The sequence below is a fragment of the Klebsiella sp. KPN54798 genome (assembly GCF_021184225.1).
GTDB classification, from domain to species: domain Bacteria; phylum Pseudomonadota; class Gammaproteobacteria; order Enterobacterales; family Enterobacteriaceae; genus Klebsiella; species Klebsiella pneumoniae.
In genome coordinates this window covers 4,196,452-4,211,415 of sequence record NZ_CP089234.1, presented here as the reverse complement: position 1 = coordinate 4,211,415, position 14,964 = coordinate 4,196,452, and the positions used below count along the sequence as shown (strand labels likewise).

At 57.3% G+C, this 14,964-nt stretch carries 16 protein-coding genes; 8 read left to right on the top strand and 8 right to left on the bottom strand.

Features of this window, described 5'->3' with window-relative positions:
* Window positions 1–22: 22 nt before the first annotated feature.
* A complete protein-coding gene (gene proY / locus LPQ25_RS20280) occupies window positions 23–1,387 on the top strand; it encodes a proline-specific permease ProY (protein WP_012737487.1) in 1,365 nt (454 codons plus the stop codon).
* Window positions 1,388–1,547: 160 nt separating this feature from the next.
* On the top strand, window positions 1,548–3,365 hold the full coding sequence (gene malZ / locus LPQ25_RS20275; protein WP_012737488.1) for a maltodextrin glucosidase: 1,818 nt from the start codon (window positions 1,548–1,550) through the stop codon (window positions 3,363–3,365).
* Here malZ and LPQ25_RS20270 read toward each other — a convergent pair.
* Window positions 3,362–4,264 (bottom strand): LysR substrate-binding domain-containing protein, encoded by a 903-nt coding sequence (locus tag LPQ25_RS20270; protein ID WP_002890353.1) that lies wholly within the window; start codon window positions 4,262–4,264, stop codon window positions 3,362–3,364. The two genes, malZ and LPQ25_RS20270, sit on opposite strands and share 4 nt — an antisense overlap.
* A 266-nt stretch (window positions 4,265–4,530) precedes the next feature.
* On the opposite strand from LPQ25_RS20270, the gene LPQ25_RS20265 reads away from it, so the two are divergent.
* From LPQ25_RS20265 to LPQ25_RS20255, 3 genes are all read left to right on the top strand, one after another.
* Entirely contained in the window at window positions 4,531–5,172 is a 642-nt protein-coding gene (locus LPQ25_RS20265) for a hydrolase (RefSeq protein ID WP_002890357.1), read from the top strand.
* Between the two features lie 186 nt (window positions 5,173–5,358).
* Window positions 5,359–5,904: an antibiotic biosynthesis monooxygenase gene (locus tag LPQ25_RS20260; protein ID WP_002890365.1), complete on the top strand. Its 546-nt coding sequence runs from the start codon at window positions 5,359–5,361 to the stop codon at window positions 5,902–5,904.
* 24 nt (window positions 5,905–5,928) lie between these two features.
* A complete protein-coding gene (locus LPQ25_RS20255; protein ID WP_002890368.1) occupies window positions 5,929–7,797 on the top strand; it encodes an amidohydrolase in 1,869 nt (622 codons plus the stop codon).
* Between the two features lie 58 nt (window positions 7,798–7,855).
* Here the strand turns inward: LPQ25_RS20255 and fba are convergent, their stop codons facing one another.
* The 5 genes from fba to LPQ25_RS20230 all read right to left on the bottom strand — a co-directional run bounded on the left by fba (window position 7,856) and on the right by LPQ25_RS20230 (window position 11,922).
* Window positions 7,856–8,710 (bottom strand): class II fructose-1,6-bisphosphate aldolase, encoded by an 855-nt coding sequence (gene fba, locus LPQ25_RS20250; protein ID WP_004218830.1) that lies wholly within the window; start codon window positions 8,708–8,710, stop codon window positions 7,856–7,858.
* A gap of 35 nt (window positions 8,711–8,745) precedes the next feature.
* On the bottom strand, window positions 8,746–9,708 hold the full coding sequence (locus LPQ25_RS20245; RefSeq protein WP_002890372.1) for a carbohydrate kinase family protein: 963 nt from the start codon (window positions 9,706–9,708) through the stop codon (window positions 8,746–8,748).
* Between the two features lie 65 nt (window positions 9,709–9,773).
* Window positions 9,774–11,165 (bottom strand): PTS ascorbate transporter subunit IIC, encoded by a 1,392-nt coding sequence (locus LPQ25_RS20240; RefSeq protein WP_004151345.1) that lies wholly within the window; start codon window positions 11,163–11,165, stop codon window positions 9,774–9,776.
* 20 nt (window positions 11,166–11,185) lie between these two features.
* Window positions 11,186–11,473, bottom strand: coding sequence for a PTS sugar transporter subunit IIB (locus tag LPQ25_RS20235; RefSeq protein ID WP_002890376.1), 288 nt, complete (start codon window positions 11,471–11,473; stop codon window positions 11,186–11,188).
* 5 nt (window positions 11,474–11,478) lie between these two features.
* The gene (locus LPQ25_RS20230) at window positions 11,479–11,922 is read right to left on the bottom strand and encodes a PTS sugar transporter subunit IIA (protein ID WP_012737490.1); all 444 of its coding nucleotides are present in this window, start codon (window positions 11,920–11,922) and stop codon (window positions 11,479–11,481) included.
* A 55-nt stretch (window positions 11,923–11,977) separates the two neighbouring features.
* On the opposite strand from LPQ25_RS20230, the gene LPQ25_RS20225 reads away from it, so the two are divergent.
* Window positions 11,978–12,145: a hypothetical protein gene (locus LPQ25_RS20225; protein WP_014907982.1), complete on the top strand. Its 168-nt coding sequence runs from the start codon at window positions 11,978–11,980 to the stop codon at window positions 12,143–12,145.
* A 123-nt stretch (window positions 12,146–12,268) separates the two neighbouring features.
* On the opposite strand, the gene LPQ25_RS20220 is transcribed toward LPQ25_RS20225, so the two are convergent.
* Both LPQ25_RS20220 and acpH read right to left on the bottom strand, forming a co-directional pair.
* Window positions 12,269–12,871, bottom strand: a complete 603-nt coding sequence (locus LPQ25_RS20220; RefSeq protein WP_002890386.1) for a peroxiredoxin — start codon at window positions 12,869–12,871, stop codon at window positions 12,269–12,271.
* A gap of 127 nt (window positions 12,872–12,998) precedes the next feature.
* Window positions 12,999–13,580, bottom strand: coding sequence for an ACP phosphodiesterase (acpH, locus tag LPQ25_RS20215; RefSeq protein WP_012737492.1), 582 nt, complete (start codon window positions 13,578–13,580; stop codon window positions 12,999–13,001).
* 74 nt (window positions 13,581–13,654) lie between these two features.
* On the opposite strand from acpH, the gene LPQ25_RS20210 reads away from it, so the two are divergent.
* Window positions 13,655–13,771 carry a hypothetical protein gene (locus LPQ25_RS20210; protein ID WP_004218831.1) on the top strand — a complete coding sequence of 39 codons (117 nt, stop codon included), beginning with the start codon at window positions 13,655–13,657 and terminating at the stop codon, window positions 13,769–13,771.
* Window positions 13,772–13,835: 64 nt separating this feature from the next.
* Entirely contained in the window at window positions 13,836–14,900 is a 1,065-nt protein-coding gene (queA, locus tag LPQ25_RS20205) for a tRNA preQ1(34) S-adenosylmethionine ribosyltransferase-isomerase QueA (protein WP_002890390.1), read from the top strand.
* Window positions 14,901–14,964: the final 64 nt, after the last annotated feature.

The following is a 14,964-nucleotide window of genomic DNA, read 5'->3' as shown; positions in this document are numbered from 1 at the left end:
TAAACGGCATTGAAAAACCACGATGGAAAGTAGTAACAAGCTTAAGCGCGGGCTAAGCACCCGGCACATTCGCTTTATGGCCCTGGGTTCCGCCATCGGCACCGGGCTTTTTTACGGCTCGGCCGACGCCATTAAAATGGCCGGACCCAGCGTACTGTTGGCCTACATTATCGGCGGCGTCGCGGCATATATCATTATGCGGGCGCTCGGTGAGATGTCGGTGCATAACCCTGCCGCCAGCTCATTCTCCCGCTATGCCCAGGAAAACCTCGGCGGACTGGCGGGCTATATCACCGGCTGGACCTACTGCTTTGAAATCCTGATCGTCGCCATCGCCGACGTTACCGCCTTCGGCATCTACATGGGCGTCTGGTTCCCGACGGTGCCGCACTGGATCTGGGTGCTCAGCGTGGTGCTGATCATCTGCGCCGTCAACCTGATGAGCGTCAAGGTGTTTGGCGAGCTGGAGTTCTGGTTCTCGTTCTTCAAAGTGGCCACCATTATCATCATGATCCTCGCCGGGTTCGGCATCATTATCTGGGGGATCGGCAACGGCGGCCAGCCGACGGGGATTCATAACCTGTGGAGCAACGGCGGCTTCTTCAGCAACGGCTGGCTGGGAATGGTGATGTCGCTGCAGATGGTGATGTTCGCTTACGGCGGCATCGAAATCATCGGCATTACCGCCGGTGAGGCGAAGGACCCGGAGAAATCCATTCCGCGCGCCATCAACTCGGTGCCGATGCGCATTCTGGTGTTCTACGTCGGCACGCTGTTCGTCATTATGTCCATCTACCCGTGGAATCAGGTGGGAACCGACGGCAGCCCCTTCGTCCTGACCTTCCAGCATCTGGGCATTACCTTCGCGGCCAGTATTCTTAACTTCGTGGTCCTGACGGCTTCGCTGTCGGCGATTAACTCCGACGTGTTCGGCGTGGGCCGTATGCTGCACGGCATGGCTGAGCAGGGCAGCGCGCCGAAGGTGTTCGCTAAAACGTCGCGTCGCGGTATTCCGTGGGTGACGGTGATGGTGATGACCATTGCGCTGCTGTTTGCGGTATACCTAAATTACATCATGCCGGAGAACGTTTTCCTGGTGATCGCCTCCCTGGCCACCTTCGCCACGGTGTGGGTGTGGATTATGATCCTGCTGTCACAGATAGCCTTCCGCCGCCGTCTGTCGCCCGAAGAGGTTAAGGCGCTGAAATTCAAAGTCCCTGGCGGGGTGGTGACCACGGTGATCGGCCTGCTGTTCCTGGCCTTTATTATCGCCCTTATCGGCTATCATCCGGACACCCGCATCTCGCTGTACGTCGGTATGGCGTGGATTGCGCTGTTGCTGCTCGGCTGGGTCTTTAAGACCCGCCGTGAGCGCCGCCTGGCGTAGGCTCAGTAATCGACATCGCCCCGGTCAGCATCGCGCGGCCGGGGCGGCTTGCGGTCCCGCGTCCTCCCCCGTTATCCTCCCCCAAAAAGTTCTGAGATGATGAGTTCTGCGCCCGGCGGCTATGGCAAGGTGTGCCCATTCTGCACAATGAGGATTCACGATGTTGAAGGCATGGCACCTTCCGGTTGCACCCTTTATCAAGGTGCAACAGGACCGACTGTTTATTACTCTGTGGTTAAGCGGTGAGTCGCTGCCGCAGCGGATCACGCTGCGCGCGGAAGAGGATAACGAAGAGCTGTCGCTGCCGATGCAGCGGCTCCGCCAGGCGCCGCAGCCAGGCGTGGTGGCATGGCGCGGCGAAATCTCTCTCGCCAGCGGTCAGCCGCGCCGCCGCTACAGCTTTAAGCTGCTGTGGGCCGACCATCAGCGCTGGTTTACGCCACAAGGCTTCACCCGATTCCCGCCGGCCCGACTGGAGCAGTTCGCCATTGACCTGCCGGACGCCGGCCCGCAGTGGGTGGCCGATCAGGTGTTCTATCAAATTTTCCCCGATCGCTTTGCCCGCAGCGCCGCGCGTGACGCCGACCAGGATGCGGTCTATTACCATCACGCGGCGGGACGGGAGATTGTGCGCAAGGCGTGGGACGACCCGCTTACCGGCGAGGCGGGCGGGTCGACGTTCTACGGCGGGGATCTCGACGGCATCAGCGAAAAACTTCCCTACCTGAAGCAGCTCGGCGTAACCGCTCTGTATCTGAACCCGGTTTTCGCCGCCCCCAGCGTGCATAAATACGATACCGAGGATTATCGGCGCGTCGATCCGCAGTTTGGCGGCGACGCGGCGCTGCTCCGGCTGCGCCACAACACCCAGCGGGCGGGAATGCGCATGATCCTCGACGGCGTGTTCAACCATACCGGCGATTCCCATCCCTGGTTCGACCGTCACCAGCAGGGCAGCGGCGGCGCCGGCCACGATCCGGACTCCCCGTGGCGCGACTGGTTTACCTTCTCAGAGGAGGGGCAGGCGCACAACTGGCTGGGCTATGCCAGTCTGCCGAAGCTCGACTATCGGTCGACCAGCCTGGTCAACGAGATCTATGCCGGTGAAGACAGTATCGTACGCCACTGGCTGAAGGCGCCATGGAGCATGGACGGCTGGCGTCTTGACGTGGTGCATATGCTGGGCGAAGGCGGCGGGGCGCGGAATAACCTGCAGCATATCGCCGGCATTACCCAGGCAGCGAAGCAAGCGCAGCAGGAAGCTTTTGTCTTTGGCGAACATTTTGGCGACGCGCGCCAGTGGCTGCAGGCGGATGCCGAAGACGCGGCGATGAACTATCGCGGCTTCACCTTCCCGATCTGGGGATTCCTCGCCAATACCGATATCTCTTACGATCCGCAGAAAATAGACGCCCAGACCTGTATGGCGTGGATGGATAATTATCGCGCCGGGCTGTCGCATCAGCAGCAGCTGCGGATGTTCAACCAGCTCGACAGCCATGATACGGCGCGTTTTAAATCTCTTCTTGGCAAAGACGTAGCGCGCCTGCCGCTGGCGGTGGTGTGGCTGTTCAGCTGGCCGGGGGTACCGTGCATCTACTATGGCGACGAGGTGGGCGTGGATGGCAATAACGATCCGTTCTGCCGCAAACCGTTCCCGTGGGATCCGGCGCTGCAGGATACCCAGCTGCTGGCGCTGTATCAGCGGATGGCGAAACTGCGTAAGGCCCACCAGGCGCTGCGCTACGGCGGCTGTCAGGTGATTTACGCCGAGGATAACGTGGTGGTGTTTGTCCGTGTCTACAAACAGCAGCGGGTGCTGGTGGCGATTAACCGCGGGGAAGCCTGCGAGGTGGTTATTGAAGATTCCCCGCTGCTGAACGTGGCCGGGTGGACGCTGCAGGAGGGCGCCGGCGCCTTCCAGGACGGGGTGCTGACCCTCCCGGCCATCTCCGCCAACGTCTGGTCCGGCCGTTAATGGTAGAGCTGGCTCAGCAGGTCGCCGCGGAGGAGCGCCTCCCGCCACCAGCGCTGAGCCAGCCCATCATTCCCGCTGCGCCAGGCCATATAGGTAATATCCTTTTCCCGCCAGCAGGCGACGCTTTTCTCCACCAGACTGCCTTTTACCAGCCACGGGCGAGCGATATGGCGCGGCAAAAAGCCGCAGCCCAGCCCGGCGCACAATAGTTCGACTTTACTGGCGAAATCATCGACGCCGATTTGCGGCTGCTCGTCGAGGAGATTGCTGTTGAGCGGATGGCAATAGCGGGCGCTGTCGCGGATCACGATGGCCCGATGCTGGCTGAGCTGTTTATTGGCCAGTGGCTCCTTCGCCTGAGCCAGCGGGTGATGGGGGGCGACGACGAAGATGTTATCCAACGCGCCGAGGGTTTGCCATGACCACTCCGCGGAGGTGGGCGGCTCATTGATGGCGCCGAGGATAATATCCGCCCCATGATGGGTCAGCTCTTCCCACGAACCGGCGAGGGTGTGATGGCTGAAGTTCAGTCGCGTCTGTGGGTTTTGCGCGTAAAACTCGGCGATCAGCGGCAGCAGAGCCGAAAAGGGAAATGAGGCGTCAAGGGCGATGGCTAGCTCTCGCTCCCAGCCCGCGCTCAGCTGCTGGGCCTGCTTTTCCAGATCTCTGGCGGCACTTAAAAGCTGTCGCCCCTTCTCCAGCATCAGCCGGCCGGTATCGGTAAATTTTGCCCGATGGCCGGAACGATCCAACAGCACGATGTTCAGATCGCTCTCCAGCTTCTGGATCATATAGCTCAGAGCGGCGGGGGTTTTATACAGCGACTCCGCGGCGGTGGCGAAGGATCCGTGGCGGTCAAGGGCATCAAGGATCATCAAAACATCAAAGTTTACGCGCATATGAAGCTATCCATTAATTTGTTTTCTCTGTTGTACCTAAGCGCAATAATCAAAGCCAGTGAATAAATCAGAACAGTTTGGCGTAAAAATTTGATTAAAACAGGCGTGAATAAATCCTGGTCGCGGCAAAAAATATAAACCATAAAAAATCCTTAATAACTTGTTAGAAATAACTGGCTATACTCACCATGCTTTATCAGTCAGGATCCACACGACGCATTAATCATCATGTCATCTTTTTAACTAATTGATTAAGAAGGTATTTAATGTCTATTCGTGAACTGCTCGATCCCACTAATTCCGCGCTTATCTTTATTGACCATCAGCCGCAAATGTCCTTTGGCGTGGCGAATATCGATCGCCAGACCCTGAAAAATAACACCGTGGCGCTGGCGAAAGCGGGCAAAATTTTTAATGTACCGGTGATTTATACCTCCGTAGAGACCAAAAGCTTTAGCGGCTATATCTGGCCGGAATTATTGGCCGTGCATCCTGACGTCAAGCCGATTGAACGTACCTCCATGAACTCCTGGGAAGACGATGCGTTTGTGGCAGCGGTGAAAGCGACCGGCCGTAAAAAGCTGGTGATCTCCGCTCTGTGGACCGAAGTCTGCCTGACCTTCCCGGCGTTGATGGCGCTGGAGGCGGGCTACGAGGTCTATGTAGTGACGGATACCTCCGGCGGCACCTCTGTCGACGCCCATGAGCGGTCTATTGACCGGATGGTGCAGGCGGGGGCGGTGCCGGTGACCTGGCAGCAGGTGCTGCTGGAGTACCAGCGCGACTGGTCGCGCAAAGCGACCTACGATGCGGTAATGGACCTGGTGCGCGAACACAGCGGCGCCTACGGGATGGGCGTGGATTACGCTTATACCATGGTGCATGGCGCGCCGGAGCGTAAAGCGTAAATCACTCCATCCTTCAGGCTGCTGCGTTGTTGGCTGCGTTTGTCCGTCCCCAGCTACTGAATTTATTCAAGTTCACGGGGACGTGCCCGCCTGCCGCTTCAACGCAGCATGAAGGATGTTGTGTCAGATCATTTATGGAGAGTGGCAGGAGAAAACCGGCCATTTCCCTGAAGCAAGGAACTCGTCATGGCGCAGCAAAAATCGGTGACCCTGGTTATCAGCCATCTGCTCGATCCGCAACACAGCCAGCGCTACGAAGAGTGGCTCGGTAAAATTATGCCCATTGCGGCAGAATTTCCCGGCCATCTTGGGGCGAATGTGATCCGGCCCGCCGCAGGGCAGAATCTGTGGAGCGTCATAATCCGCTTCGATACCCTGGAGCACCTCTACGCCTGGACGCAGTCGGAAACCCGTCGGCAACTGGTGGCTGAGATTGCCCCACTGCTGACGGAAGGCGATCGGACTGAGGTGCGGACTGAACCGGCCTTCTGGTTTACCCCGCCGACGGTGAACGTACGCCAGCCGCGGCGCTGGAAACAGTTTCTGATCACCCTGCTGGTGATTTTCCCCAGCACCAACCTGGTGCCTGCGGTGACCGGCATGCTGCTGCCGTCGCTTAAGGGGAGCCTGCTGCTGCACCTCATCAATGATGCCTGTGTGGTTGCGCTGGTGGTCTGGTTCTGGATGCCCATCGTGACCCGCCTGTTTGCTGGCTGGTTGAAGAAAAACTGAGTCAGCCTCCTCAAGGAGTTCGTTATGTCGCAAACTGCCACACTGATTCTGACCCACGGTCAGATTCATACTCTCGATCGTGCGAATCCCCTGGCGGAAGCCGTGGCCATCGCCGACGGAAAAATTGTTGCCACCGGAAGTCACGATCGGATCATGAGCTTTGCCGCCGAGGGGACGCAAATCGTCGATCTCAAAGGGCATACGGTGATCCCGGGCCTCAACGATTCTCACCTGCACCTGATCCGCGGTGGGTTGAACTACAACCTTGAGCTCCGCTGGGAGGGCGTCCCCTCGCTGGCGGATGCCCTGCGAATGCTGAAGGATCAGGCGGATCGCACGCCGTCCCCGCAGTGGGTGCGGGTGGTCGGCGGCTGGAGCGAATTTCAGTTCGCCGAGCGGCGGATGCCGACCCTGGAAGAGCTGAACGAGGCGGCGCCTGATACGCCGGTGTTTGTGCTCCATCTCTACGATCGCGCGCTGTTGAACCGTGCGGCGCTGAAAGCCGTGGGATATACCAAAGAGACGCCGGATCCGGCGGGCGGCGAGATCGTCCGCGATAGCCACGGCAACCCGACCGGGATGCTGATCGCCAAACCGAACGCCATGATCCTTTACGCTACGCTGGCCAAGGGGCCGAAGCTGCCGCTGGATCTGCAGGTGAACTCCACCCGTCAATTTATGCGCGAGCTGAACCGACTGGGGCTGACCAGCGCCATCGACGCCGGCGGCGGCTTCCAGAACTATCCGGAAGATTACGAAATTATCGAACAGCTGCACGCGAAAGATCAGATGACCGTGCGCATCGCCTACAACCTGTTTACTCAGCGGCCGAAGCAGGAGCTGGAGGATTTTGAACGCTGGACCGACATGCTGAAGCCGGGGCAGGGGACTGACTTCTATCGCGCCAACGGCGCCGGCGAGATGCTGGTATTTTCGGCGGCGGATTTTGAAGATTTCCTGCAGCCGCGGCCGGATCTGCCGCAAGGCATGGAGGATGAGCTGGAGCGGGTGGTACGCCATCTGGTGGAGCATCGCTGGCCGTTCCGCCTGCATGCCACCTACGATGAGTCCATCAGCCGGATGCTGGACGTGTTTGAGAAGGTGAACCGCGATATCCCGTTTAATGGCCTGCACTGGTTCTTCGATCATGCCGAGACCATTACCGAGCGTAACATTGAGCGGGTGAAGGCGCTGGGGGGCGGTATTGCGGTGCAGCATCGGATGGCCTTCCAGGGCGAATATTTTGTCGATCGCTACGGCAAAGAGGCGGTGAAACATACCCCGCCGGTAGCAAAGATGCTGGCGCTGGACGTGCCGGTGGGGCTGGGCACCGATGCGACCCGCGTCGCCAGCTATAACCCATGGACCGCGCTGTACTGGCTGGTCTCCGGGCGCACCGTTGGCGGGATGGCGATGTATGACGACGCCAACCGCCTGCCGCGCGATGTCGCGCTGGAGCTGTGGACGGCGGGCAGCGCCTGGTTCTCCAGCGAGCAGGGCAAGAAAGGCCGTCTGGCCGCCGGTCAGCTTGCCGATCTGGTGGTGCTGTCGAAAGACTACTTCAGCGTCGCGGAAGAGGAGATCAAAGGCATTGAGTCGGTGCTGACGGTGGTTGACGGCAAAGTGGTCTATGCCGCCGGTCACTTCTCGCCGCTGGCGCCGCCGCCGATCCCGGTGCTGCCGGAGTGGTCGCCGGTGGTGAAGGTCCCGGGCCATTACCGTTCCGCTCCGCCGGCGACGGCTAAAATCGGCGCCATGGTGCAGATGCACCAGTGCTGCGGTAGCTGTGGCGTCCACGGCCATCAGCATGATATTGCGCGTAAGTCGTCGATTCCGGTCTCTGACGAGCAGGCCTTCTGGGGCGTGCTGGGCTGTTCCTGCTTTGCCTTTTGATACCTGACGCCACCGCCCCGGCAGCGTCGGGGCGGTGGTTTCAGCCGCTGGCCCGGCGTCAATAGCGCTGCTCTGAGCCAAAGAGCGCCATGCGGCGGGCAATCATCTCGCGTACCGGCTGCAGTCCCTGGGCGATGACTTTCCGCGGATCGTTCACATCGTGCCCGGTGTCGGCGGCGAAAATTGCTTTCACCTGTTGGCACCAGGCGTACATATTTTCGGTATTAACGTTAATCTTGGCGGTGCCGCAGGCAATCGCCCGGCGCATATCCTCATCGGCAATACCGGTGCCGCCATGCAGCACCAGCGGAACCTTCACCTGCTCGGCAATGGCTTTCATCTCGGTAAATCCCAGCCTGGCTTTACCTTTATACAGACCATGGGTGGAGCCCAGCGCGGCGGCGAGGCAATCCACTTGGGTTTCTGTCACCAGGGTGTAGCACTCCTGCGGATCGGCGTAGATGACTTCGGAATTGACAATGCCGTCTTCACTGCCGGCGATGGTCCCCAGTTCGGCCTCCACAGAGATACCTTTGCTGTGCGCCAGCGTCACCAGGTGGCGGGTAATGGCCAGGTTTTCCCTGAACGGCAGATGCGAGCCATCAAACATAATGGAACTGAAGCCGGCGGCGATCGCCGCTTCGCAGGCCTCCCGGGAGGTGCCATGATCCAGATGCAGCGCCACCGGAACATCAATATGCAAATACTCCATGGCGTTAACCACGATGTCATGAATACATTTTAACCCGAGCATATGCTTAACCGTGCCGCCGGACACCCCCAAAATAACCGGTGAGCGGCACTGCTGGGCGGTGCTTAATACGGCGCCGACCCATTCCAGATTATTAATGTTGAACTGACCGACGGCGTAGCCGTCCCGCAGGGCATGCTGAAGCATGTCCTTCATCGACACTAACATATTCACCTCTTGATATTTATTAAATGCAGTTATTCTTCAAAATATTGCGTTAAGTTTCTCTCGTAGCTATTTAACGAGTGGTGGACGACCGCCAGGTCCGGCATCGATTCCCGAACCCCTTTTTTCTCAATAGAAATGGCGGCGGTCAGGCTGGCAAATAAAATAATGTTATCGATATGCCATGAGTAATGGACGCCATAGGTGAAGGCGCCGTGAAATACATCCCCGGCGCCGGTGGTATCAACGGCATTGCACAGCCAGGACGGGACGATCTGCAGCATACCGCTTTTTAAAAAAGCGCAGCCTTTTTCGCCAAGGGTAATAAATGCTTCACCGCGGCAAATTTTATTCAACTCAATCAGGGCCGCTTTAATTTCTGCTTCGGTGCTCAGCGAGCGATAGCTCATATAATCGCGGGCGAAATGTTCGCTCACTACAAAATAGTCAGTCCAGGCCGCCAGTTTAATATTGCTGGCGCGCAGTGACCCGCCGTCCATCACGACCCTGGCGTTGGGCAGTTTCTTAATTAAATATTCACTGATTTCCGCCTCATGGCCGTCAATTAAAATGGTAACCGGCTCCTCGCTGGCAATCAGTCGCTCGGCGAGGTCGTCCAGTTTGAGCTTTTGCTCGTAGGTCAGGGAAGGCGGCGTTTGCATCTTGCGGGTAATAATCGTCCGCGAACCCGTTAAGCGATTGACCAGCACCGAGGCCAGCGGGGTGATCATGTCATCGGAGAAAACCACCTGGCTGGTATCCACCCCCGCCTCGGCAAACTCATCGATAATGCGCTGACCGTAAAGGTCCTGCTGCAGATGACCAATGTAATAAACCTCCTCGCCCCATAATCCCAGCAGCCAGGCCGCATTGGCCGCCGGACCGCCGCCGCTTTCAATAAAATCATGACAAAAGTTTTTGGTATTCTCCTGGGGCCATTCATTGAGAAAGAAAAACTGATCGAAACAAGCAAATCCAATGGACAAAATAGCCATAACCACTCCTGATTATTTGTCAGCGGCGGAAAGCGTGGCCCTCCCGCCGGGAAAAATGACCTCGCTTATTCATTTTTCTGCTTCGCCGTCAGCTCCTCATAGCTGAGCGTGTTGCCCACCACCTGGACGTGACGGAAGCAGAAAGGCGCCAGCAGCGCGACGAGCAGCGCCAGACAAATCAGATAGATAGTGATCTGACCAAACTGGGTGAACGCATTCCCGATAATGATGCCCCATACCGCGAAGTCGAAATCGGCGAAGGTGCTGTTTTCAAACCCGAGGTTGCCGAGCGCTGGCAGCAGCATCGCCGGCAGGAAGGCGAGGAAGATCCCGCCGATAAAGGAGGCGATGATACATCCGCGCTTACCGCCCAGTTTGTCGGCGAAGACGCCGGACGTGCCGCCGCAGAAGAAGTGCGGCACCATGCCGGGAATAATCAGCGCCATGCCCAGCCCGCCGAGCAAGAGCATCCCGACCAGCCCGCCCACAAAGGAGCTGATGAATCCCACCACCACCGCGGTGGGGCTAAAGGTGAAGAACACCGCGCAGTCAACGGCCGGGATGGAGTCCGGGATCAGCTTCTGGCTGATGCCCTGGAACGCCGGCACCAGATCGCCGAGGATCAGCCGCACGCCGTTATAGACAATGGCTACGCCAACGGCGAACTGTAGACCGGTCAGCACCGAGAAGATCAGCATGTTTTGGTCGGTGATGGTGCTCAGGTACGCCGACCCGGCGACAGCGCTGCAGACAAAGTAGATAACAAACATCACGATACCGGTGGTGACCGTGGTATCGCGCAGAAAGCCCCACTTTTCTGAAATTTCGGTATCGGCGAAGGAATTTGCCGGATTGCCGGTCCGGCTGGCGATCCATGCCGAGAGGTAGTAGCCGAGAGAGCCGAAATGGCCCATGGCGATCCCGCCGTCTTCGGTTACCTGCCTGGTGTAACGCTGACCGATGGCCGGGGAGATGGCCGACCATGAGCCCAACAGGAATCCACCGATCAGGATCAACATCCAGCCCTGGAACTCCGCCGCCTGCAGAACGGCGGAGAACAGGCAGGCGAGAAAGAACGAATGATGGCCGGTCAGAAAGATATACTTATACTTGGTACAGCGGGCGATAATCAGGTTGAAAATAAAGCCTAACAGCAAAATACTCATGGTTTCCACGCCCAGCATTTTCTGGGCGACGGAGACAATGGCTTCATTGTTCGGAATAACGCCGCGGATATTAAATCCGGCCTCGATAATACCGCCCAGCGGATTGAGATTGGCAACGATAACGCCTGCCCCAGCGCTCAACATCAAATAGCCTAAAATCGGCTTTAATGTGCCGGTAAGCAGTTTATTGCCAGGGGAGCGCAGCGCCACTAAACCAACGAAGGCGATAAGCCCCATTAAAAAGGCGGGTTGACTGAATATTTCCGTTAAGAAACTAAGAATAGCCTGCATGGTCGTTCCCTCTATGCTGATTAAGAGTGAGTCGCAGCAATTTTCATCAGCGCGTCGGTAATATCCTCGGCGATCTTCGCTTTATGGACGTAGCTGCGAATGATGGCGACATGACAGTGGGCCGGAAATTGATTTGCCAGTTCTTTGATCGTGACGTAAAGGTCGGCTTTTTCCCCGACGGCGTTAGCAAAATCGACCGAGGCGACGTCCGCTTTGATACCTAATTCGTCACAAATCTTTTTCACATTATTCGCAGCCATCAATGAGCTGCCAATACCGTTACCACAAACCGTTCTGATAACTAACATAATGACTACTCCATTTGTTTTTGAATGAAATGTAAGACTGAATTAACGTCATTTTCCTGCTGAAGAAAGGTCACAATATCTGACTCGATCAGCGAGGCTATCAGTTGGATCATTTTGATATGACTGTCAGCATCGGCGCCGGCGATCGCGATGACCAGGGAAACCGGATCGAACTCATCGTGGCCGAAGGAGATTGGCGTGGCGGTGGTGACAAGTGAGAACCCGGTCTGTAATGCCCCTTTTTCCGGCCGGGCATGCGGCATGGCAATCCCGTCATCTATCACGATGGCGGCGCCAAAATCTTCATATACCGTCAGCATCTCGTTGACATATTCGGCGCTGCAAATCTGGCGCCTGGCAAGTAATGAACCCGCCAGTTCGATGGCCTCTTCCGCACGGGAAATATTCTGCTTAAGGGCGATTAACGACGGGTCAAAAATAATTTCCATCCTCAGCTCCTGAACGTATTCCTGTTCCTGAGTTAAATCATGACCAAATACATTGATGAAAATGATGGATGAGATCACATCCGCGGTTTTAAATATTGATGGGGATCACATCGACGGCAAAGTACCGGCAGAAAACGATATAAATAATTTATATGTTTTTCAGGCTGTTATGAAGGCTTTGTATTTTGACGCTGAAATTTGCCAGAGAAAAAGTGAGAGGTAGGGCGAATTTTTTCGCCAGAAGTGTATCGCTGGTCACAAATATCGGCGGGTCATTTTCTTAAATTATGACGCCGCTAACAAAAAAGGCCCGCCTGAGCGAGCCTTTTATTAAAACGCGTGCCGATTACAGGCTGGAGACGTTTTCGGTCAGGTATTTTGCTACGCCTTCCGGAGAGGCGGCCATACCTTCTTTTCCTTTTTCCCACTGCGCCGGGCAGACTTCGCCGTGCTCTTCGTGGAACTGCAGGGCGTCTACCATACGCAGCATTTCGTCGATGTTACGGCCCAGCGGCAGGTCGTTAACCACCTGATGACGAACGATGCCGTTGGCGTCGATCAGGAAAGAGCCGCGCAGCGCTACGCCTTCGTCCGGATGCTCGATACCGTAAGCTTTCTGGATTTCACGTTTGATGTCAGCAACCATCGCGTATTTAACCGGGCCGATACCGCCCTGGTCTACCGGGGTGTTACGCCATGCGTTGTGCACGAATTCGGAGTCGAAGGAAACGCCAACCACTTCCACGCCGCGTTTCTGGAATTCTTCGTAACGTTTGTCGAACGCGATCAGCTCAGACGGGCACACGAAGGTGAAGTCCATCGGCCAGAAGAACAGAACGGTAGGTTTACCGTTGGTGTGCTGTTTGAAATTGAATTTCTCAACGATCTCACCATTACCCAGCACAGCGGCTGCAGTAAAATCCGGCGCTTGACGAGTGACCAGAACCATTTGATTCTCCTGTAATTACTAAGGTTATTTGGAACGCAACGCGGGCAAGTATAGAGCCTGCCCGGCAATAACACAAAGAGGCGCTAACAATCGTTCAGCCAGCTTTTACCTATCAATGACGTGGCTATTACAGCTGTTTGTTTTCTGCCAGGCGCATCATCTGCGGATAAAAGCGCCAGAACTGCGTCTCCAGACGGTCGTAATGGATATCCAGATCCTGCCAGGAGTCGCGTAGCGCCTCGAGACGTGGACGGCGGCTGGCCATGCCGTTCAGCACGCGCTGAATAAAATCCATTTCCCGATAGCGCTCCAGCCAGCGCTCCGACCACAGATATTGATTGAGATTGACGAAGCGGGGCGGCGAGTCGGGCAGGATGGGGACGATCTGCCGCTCGGCGTAGCGTACGAACTCGTCCAGCGGCAGGTCAGGGGAGAGCTGCGCCCAGTGCTGGGACAGGAAATGATCCCACATAACGTCGAGGGTGATGGGGGCGACGCGGCGGGTCTGCGGGCGAAACCACTCCCGCGCCTCTTTGACTTCCGCCAGGTTGTCAGTCATCACGTCAATCCGCCGATGCATATAGATGCCGTCGATGATCTCCGCCGGATAGTCGCCCTGCGGGTTGCCGCGCACGAAGTCGGCCATCAGGTTGCCGGGCAGCGAACTGTCGGCGAGATGGGCCAGGTGCAGGTGGGCGAGAAAATTCATAAAACGACATCCTTTAAATACGAGCGGGCAGGTGGAAACACCGATGTTGCGCTGAACGGCGCCTCGGTGGCCGAATGGCATGCTGTCTGGCCGCGCGCGGCACCTTTGCCACCGGTAAGGCATTCGGTTGCCGCATGGCGGCATTCGGAATGATTTGGAATATAGATTATGTCATTCATCCGGAGGGGTAAAGGTTGCAGCCAGACCGCCCCGGCACTAGACTACCCGCCTCTTTATTCAGTCTGAGTTACCGTCATGCGCGTTACCGATTTTGCTTTTGAACTACCCGAATCTCTGATCGCCCACTATCCGATGCCTGAGCGCAGTAGCTGTCGCTTGCTCTCCCTGGACGGGCCGACGGGCGCGCTGACGCATGGCACCTTCACCGACATCCTCGATAAGCTCAATCCCGGCGATCTGCTGGTGTTTAACAACACCCGGGTGATCCCGGCGCGTCTGTTCGGCCGCAAGGCCAGCGGCGGCAAGATTGAAGTGCTGGTGGAGCGGATGCTGGATGATAAGCGCATCCTGGCCCATATTCGCGCCTCAAAAGCGCCGAAGCCGGGCGCCGAGCTGCTGCTGGGCGATGACGAGAGCATTAAGGCCACGATGCTGGCGCGCCACGGCGCGCTGTTTGAAGTGGAGTTTAACGACGAGCGCCCGGTGCTGGAGATCCTTAACGGGATCGGCCATATGCCGCTGCCGCCCTATATTGACCGCCCGGACGAAGACGCCGACCGCGAGCTCTATCAAACCGTCTATGGCACCAGGCCGGGCGCGGTAGCCGCCCCGACCGCCGGTTTGCATTTCGACGAACCGCTGCTGGACAAACTGCGCGCCAAAGGCGTTGAGATGGCGTTTGTCACCCTGCATGTGGGCGCCGGCACCTTCCAGCCGGTGCGCGTCGACAGCATTGAAGAGCACACCATGCACTCCGAATATGCCGAAGTGCCGCAGGAGGTGGTCGATGCGGTGCTGGCGGCGAAAGCGCGCGGCAACCGCGTGATCGCGGTGGGCACCACCTCGGTACGTTCGCTGGAGAGCGCGGCGCAGGCGGCGAAAGACGCGCTGATCGCGCCGTTCTTCGACGATACGCAGATTTTCATCTACCCGGGTTATCAGTACCAGGTGATCGATGCGCTGGTGACTAACTTCCATCTCCCTGAATCCACACTGATTATGCTGGTGTCGGCGTTTGCGGGTTATCAGCACACCATGAACGCCTATAAGGTGGCGGTTGAGCAGAAATATCGCTTTTTTAGCTACGGGGATGCGATGTTTATCACGTACAATCCGCAGGCTATTTCTGAGCGTCCCTGAAAAGGCCGGTACGCCGGCTTGTAGACGCCATAACGCATTTTTTAGCTACGGAATCATTCCGTGG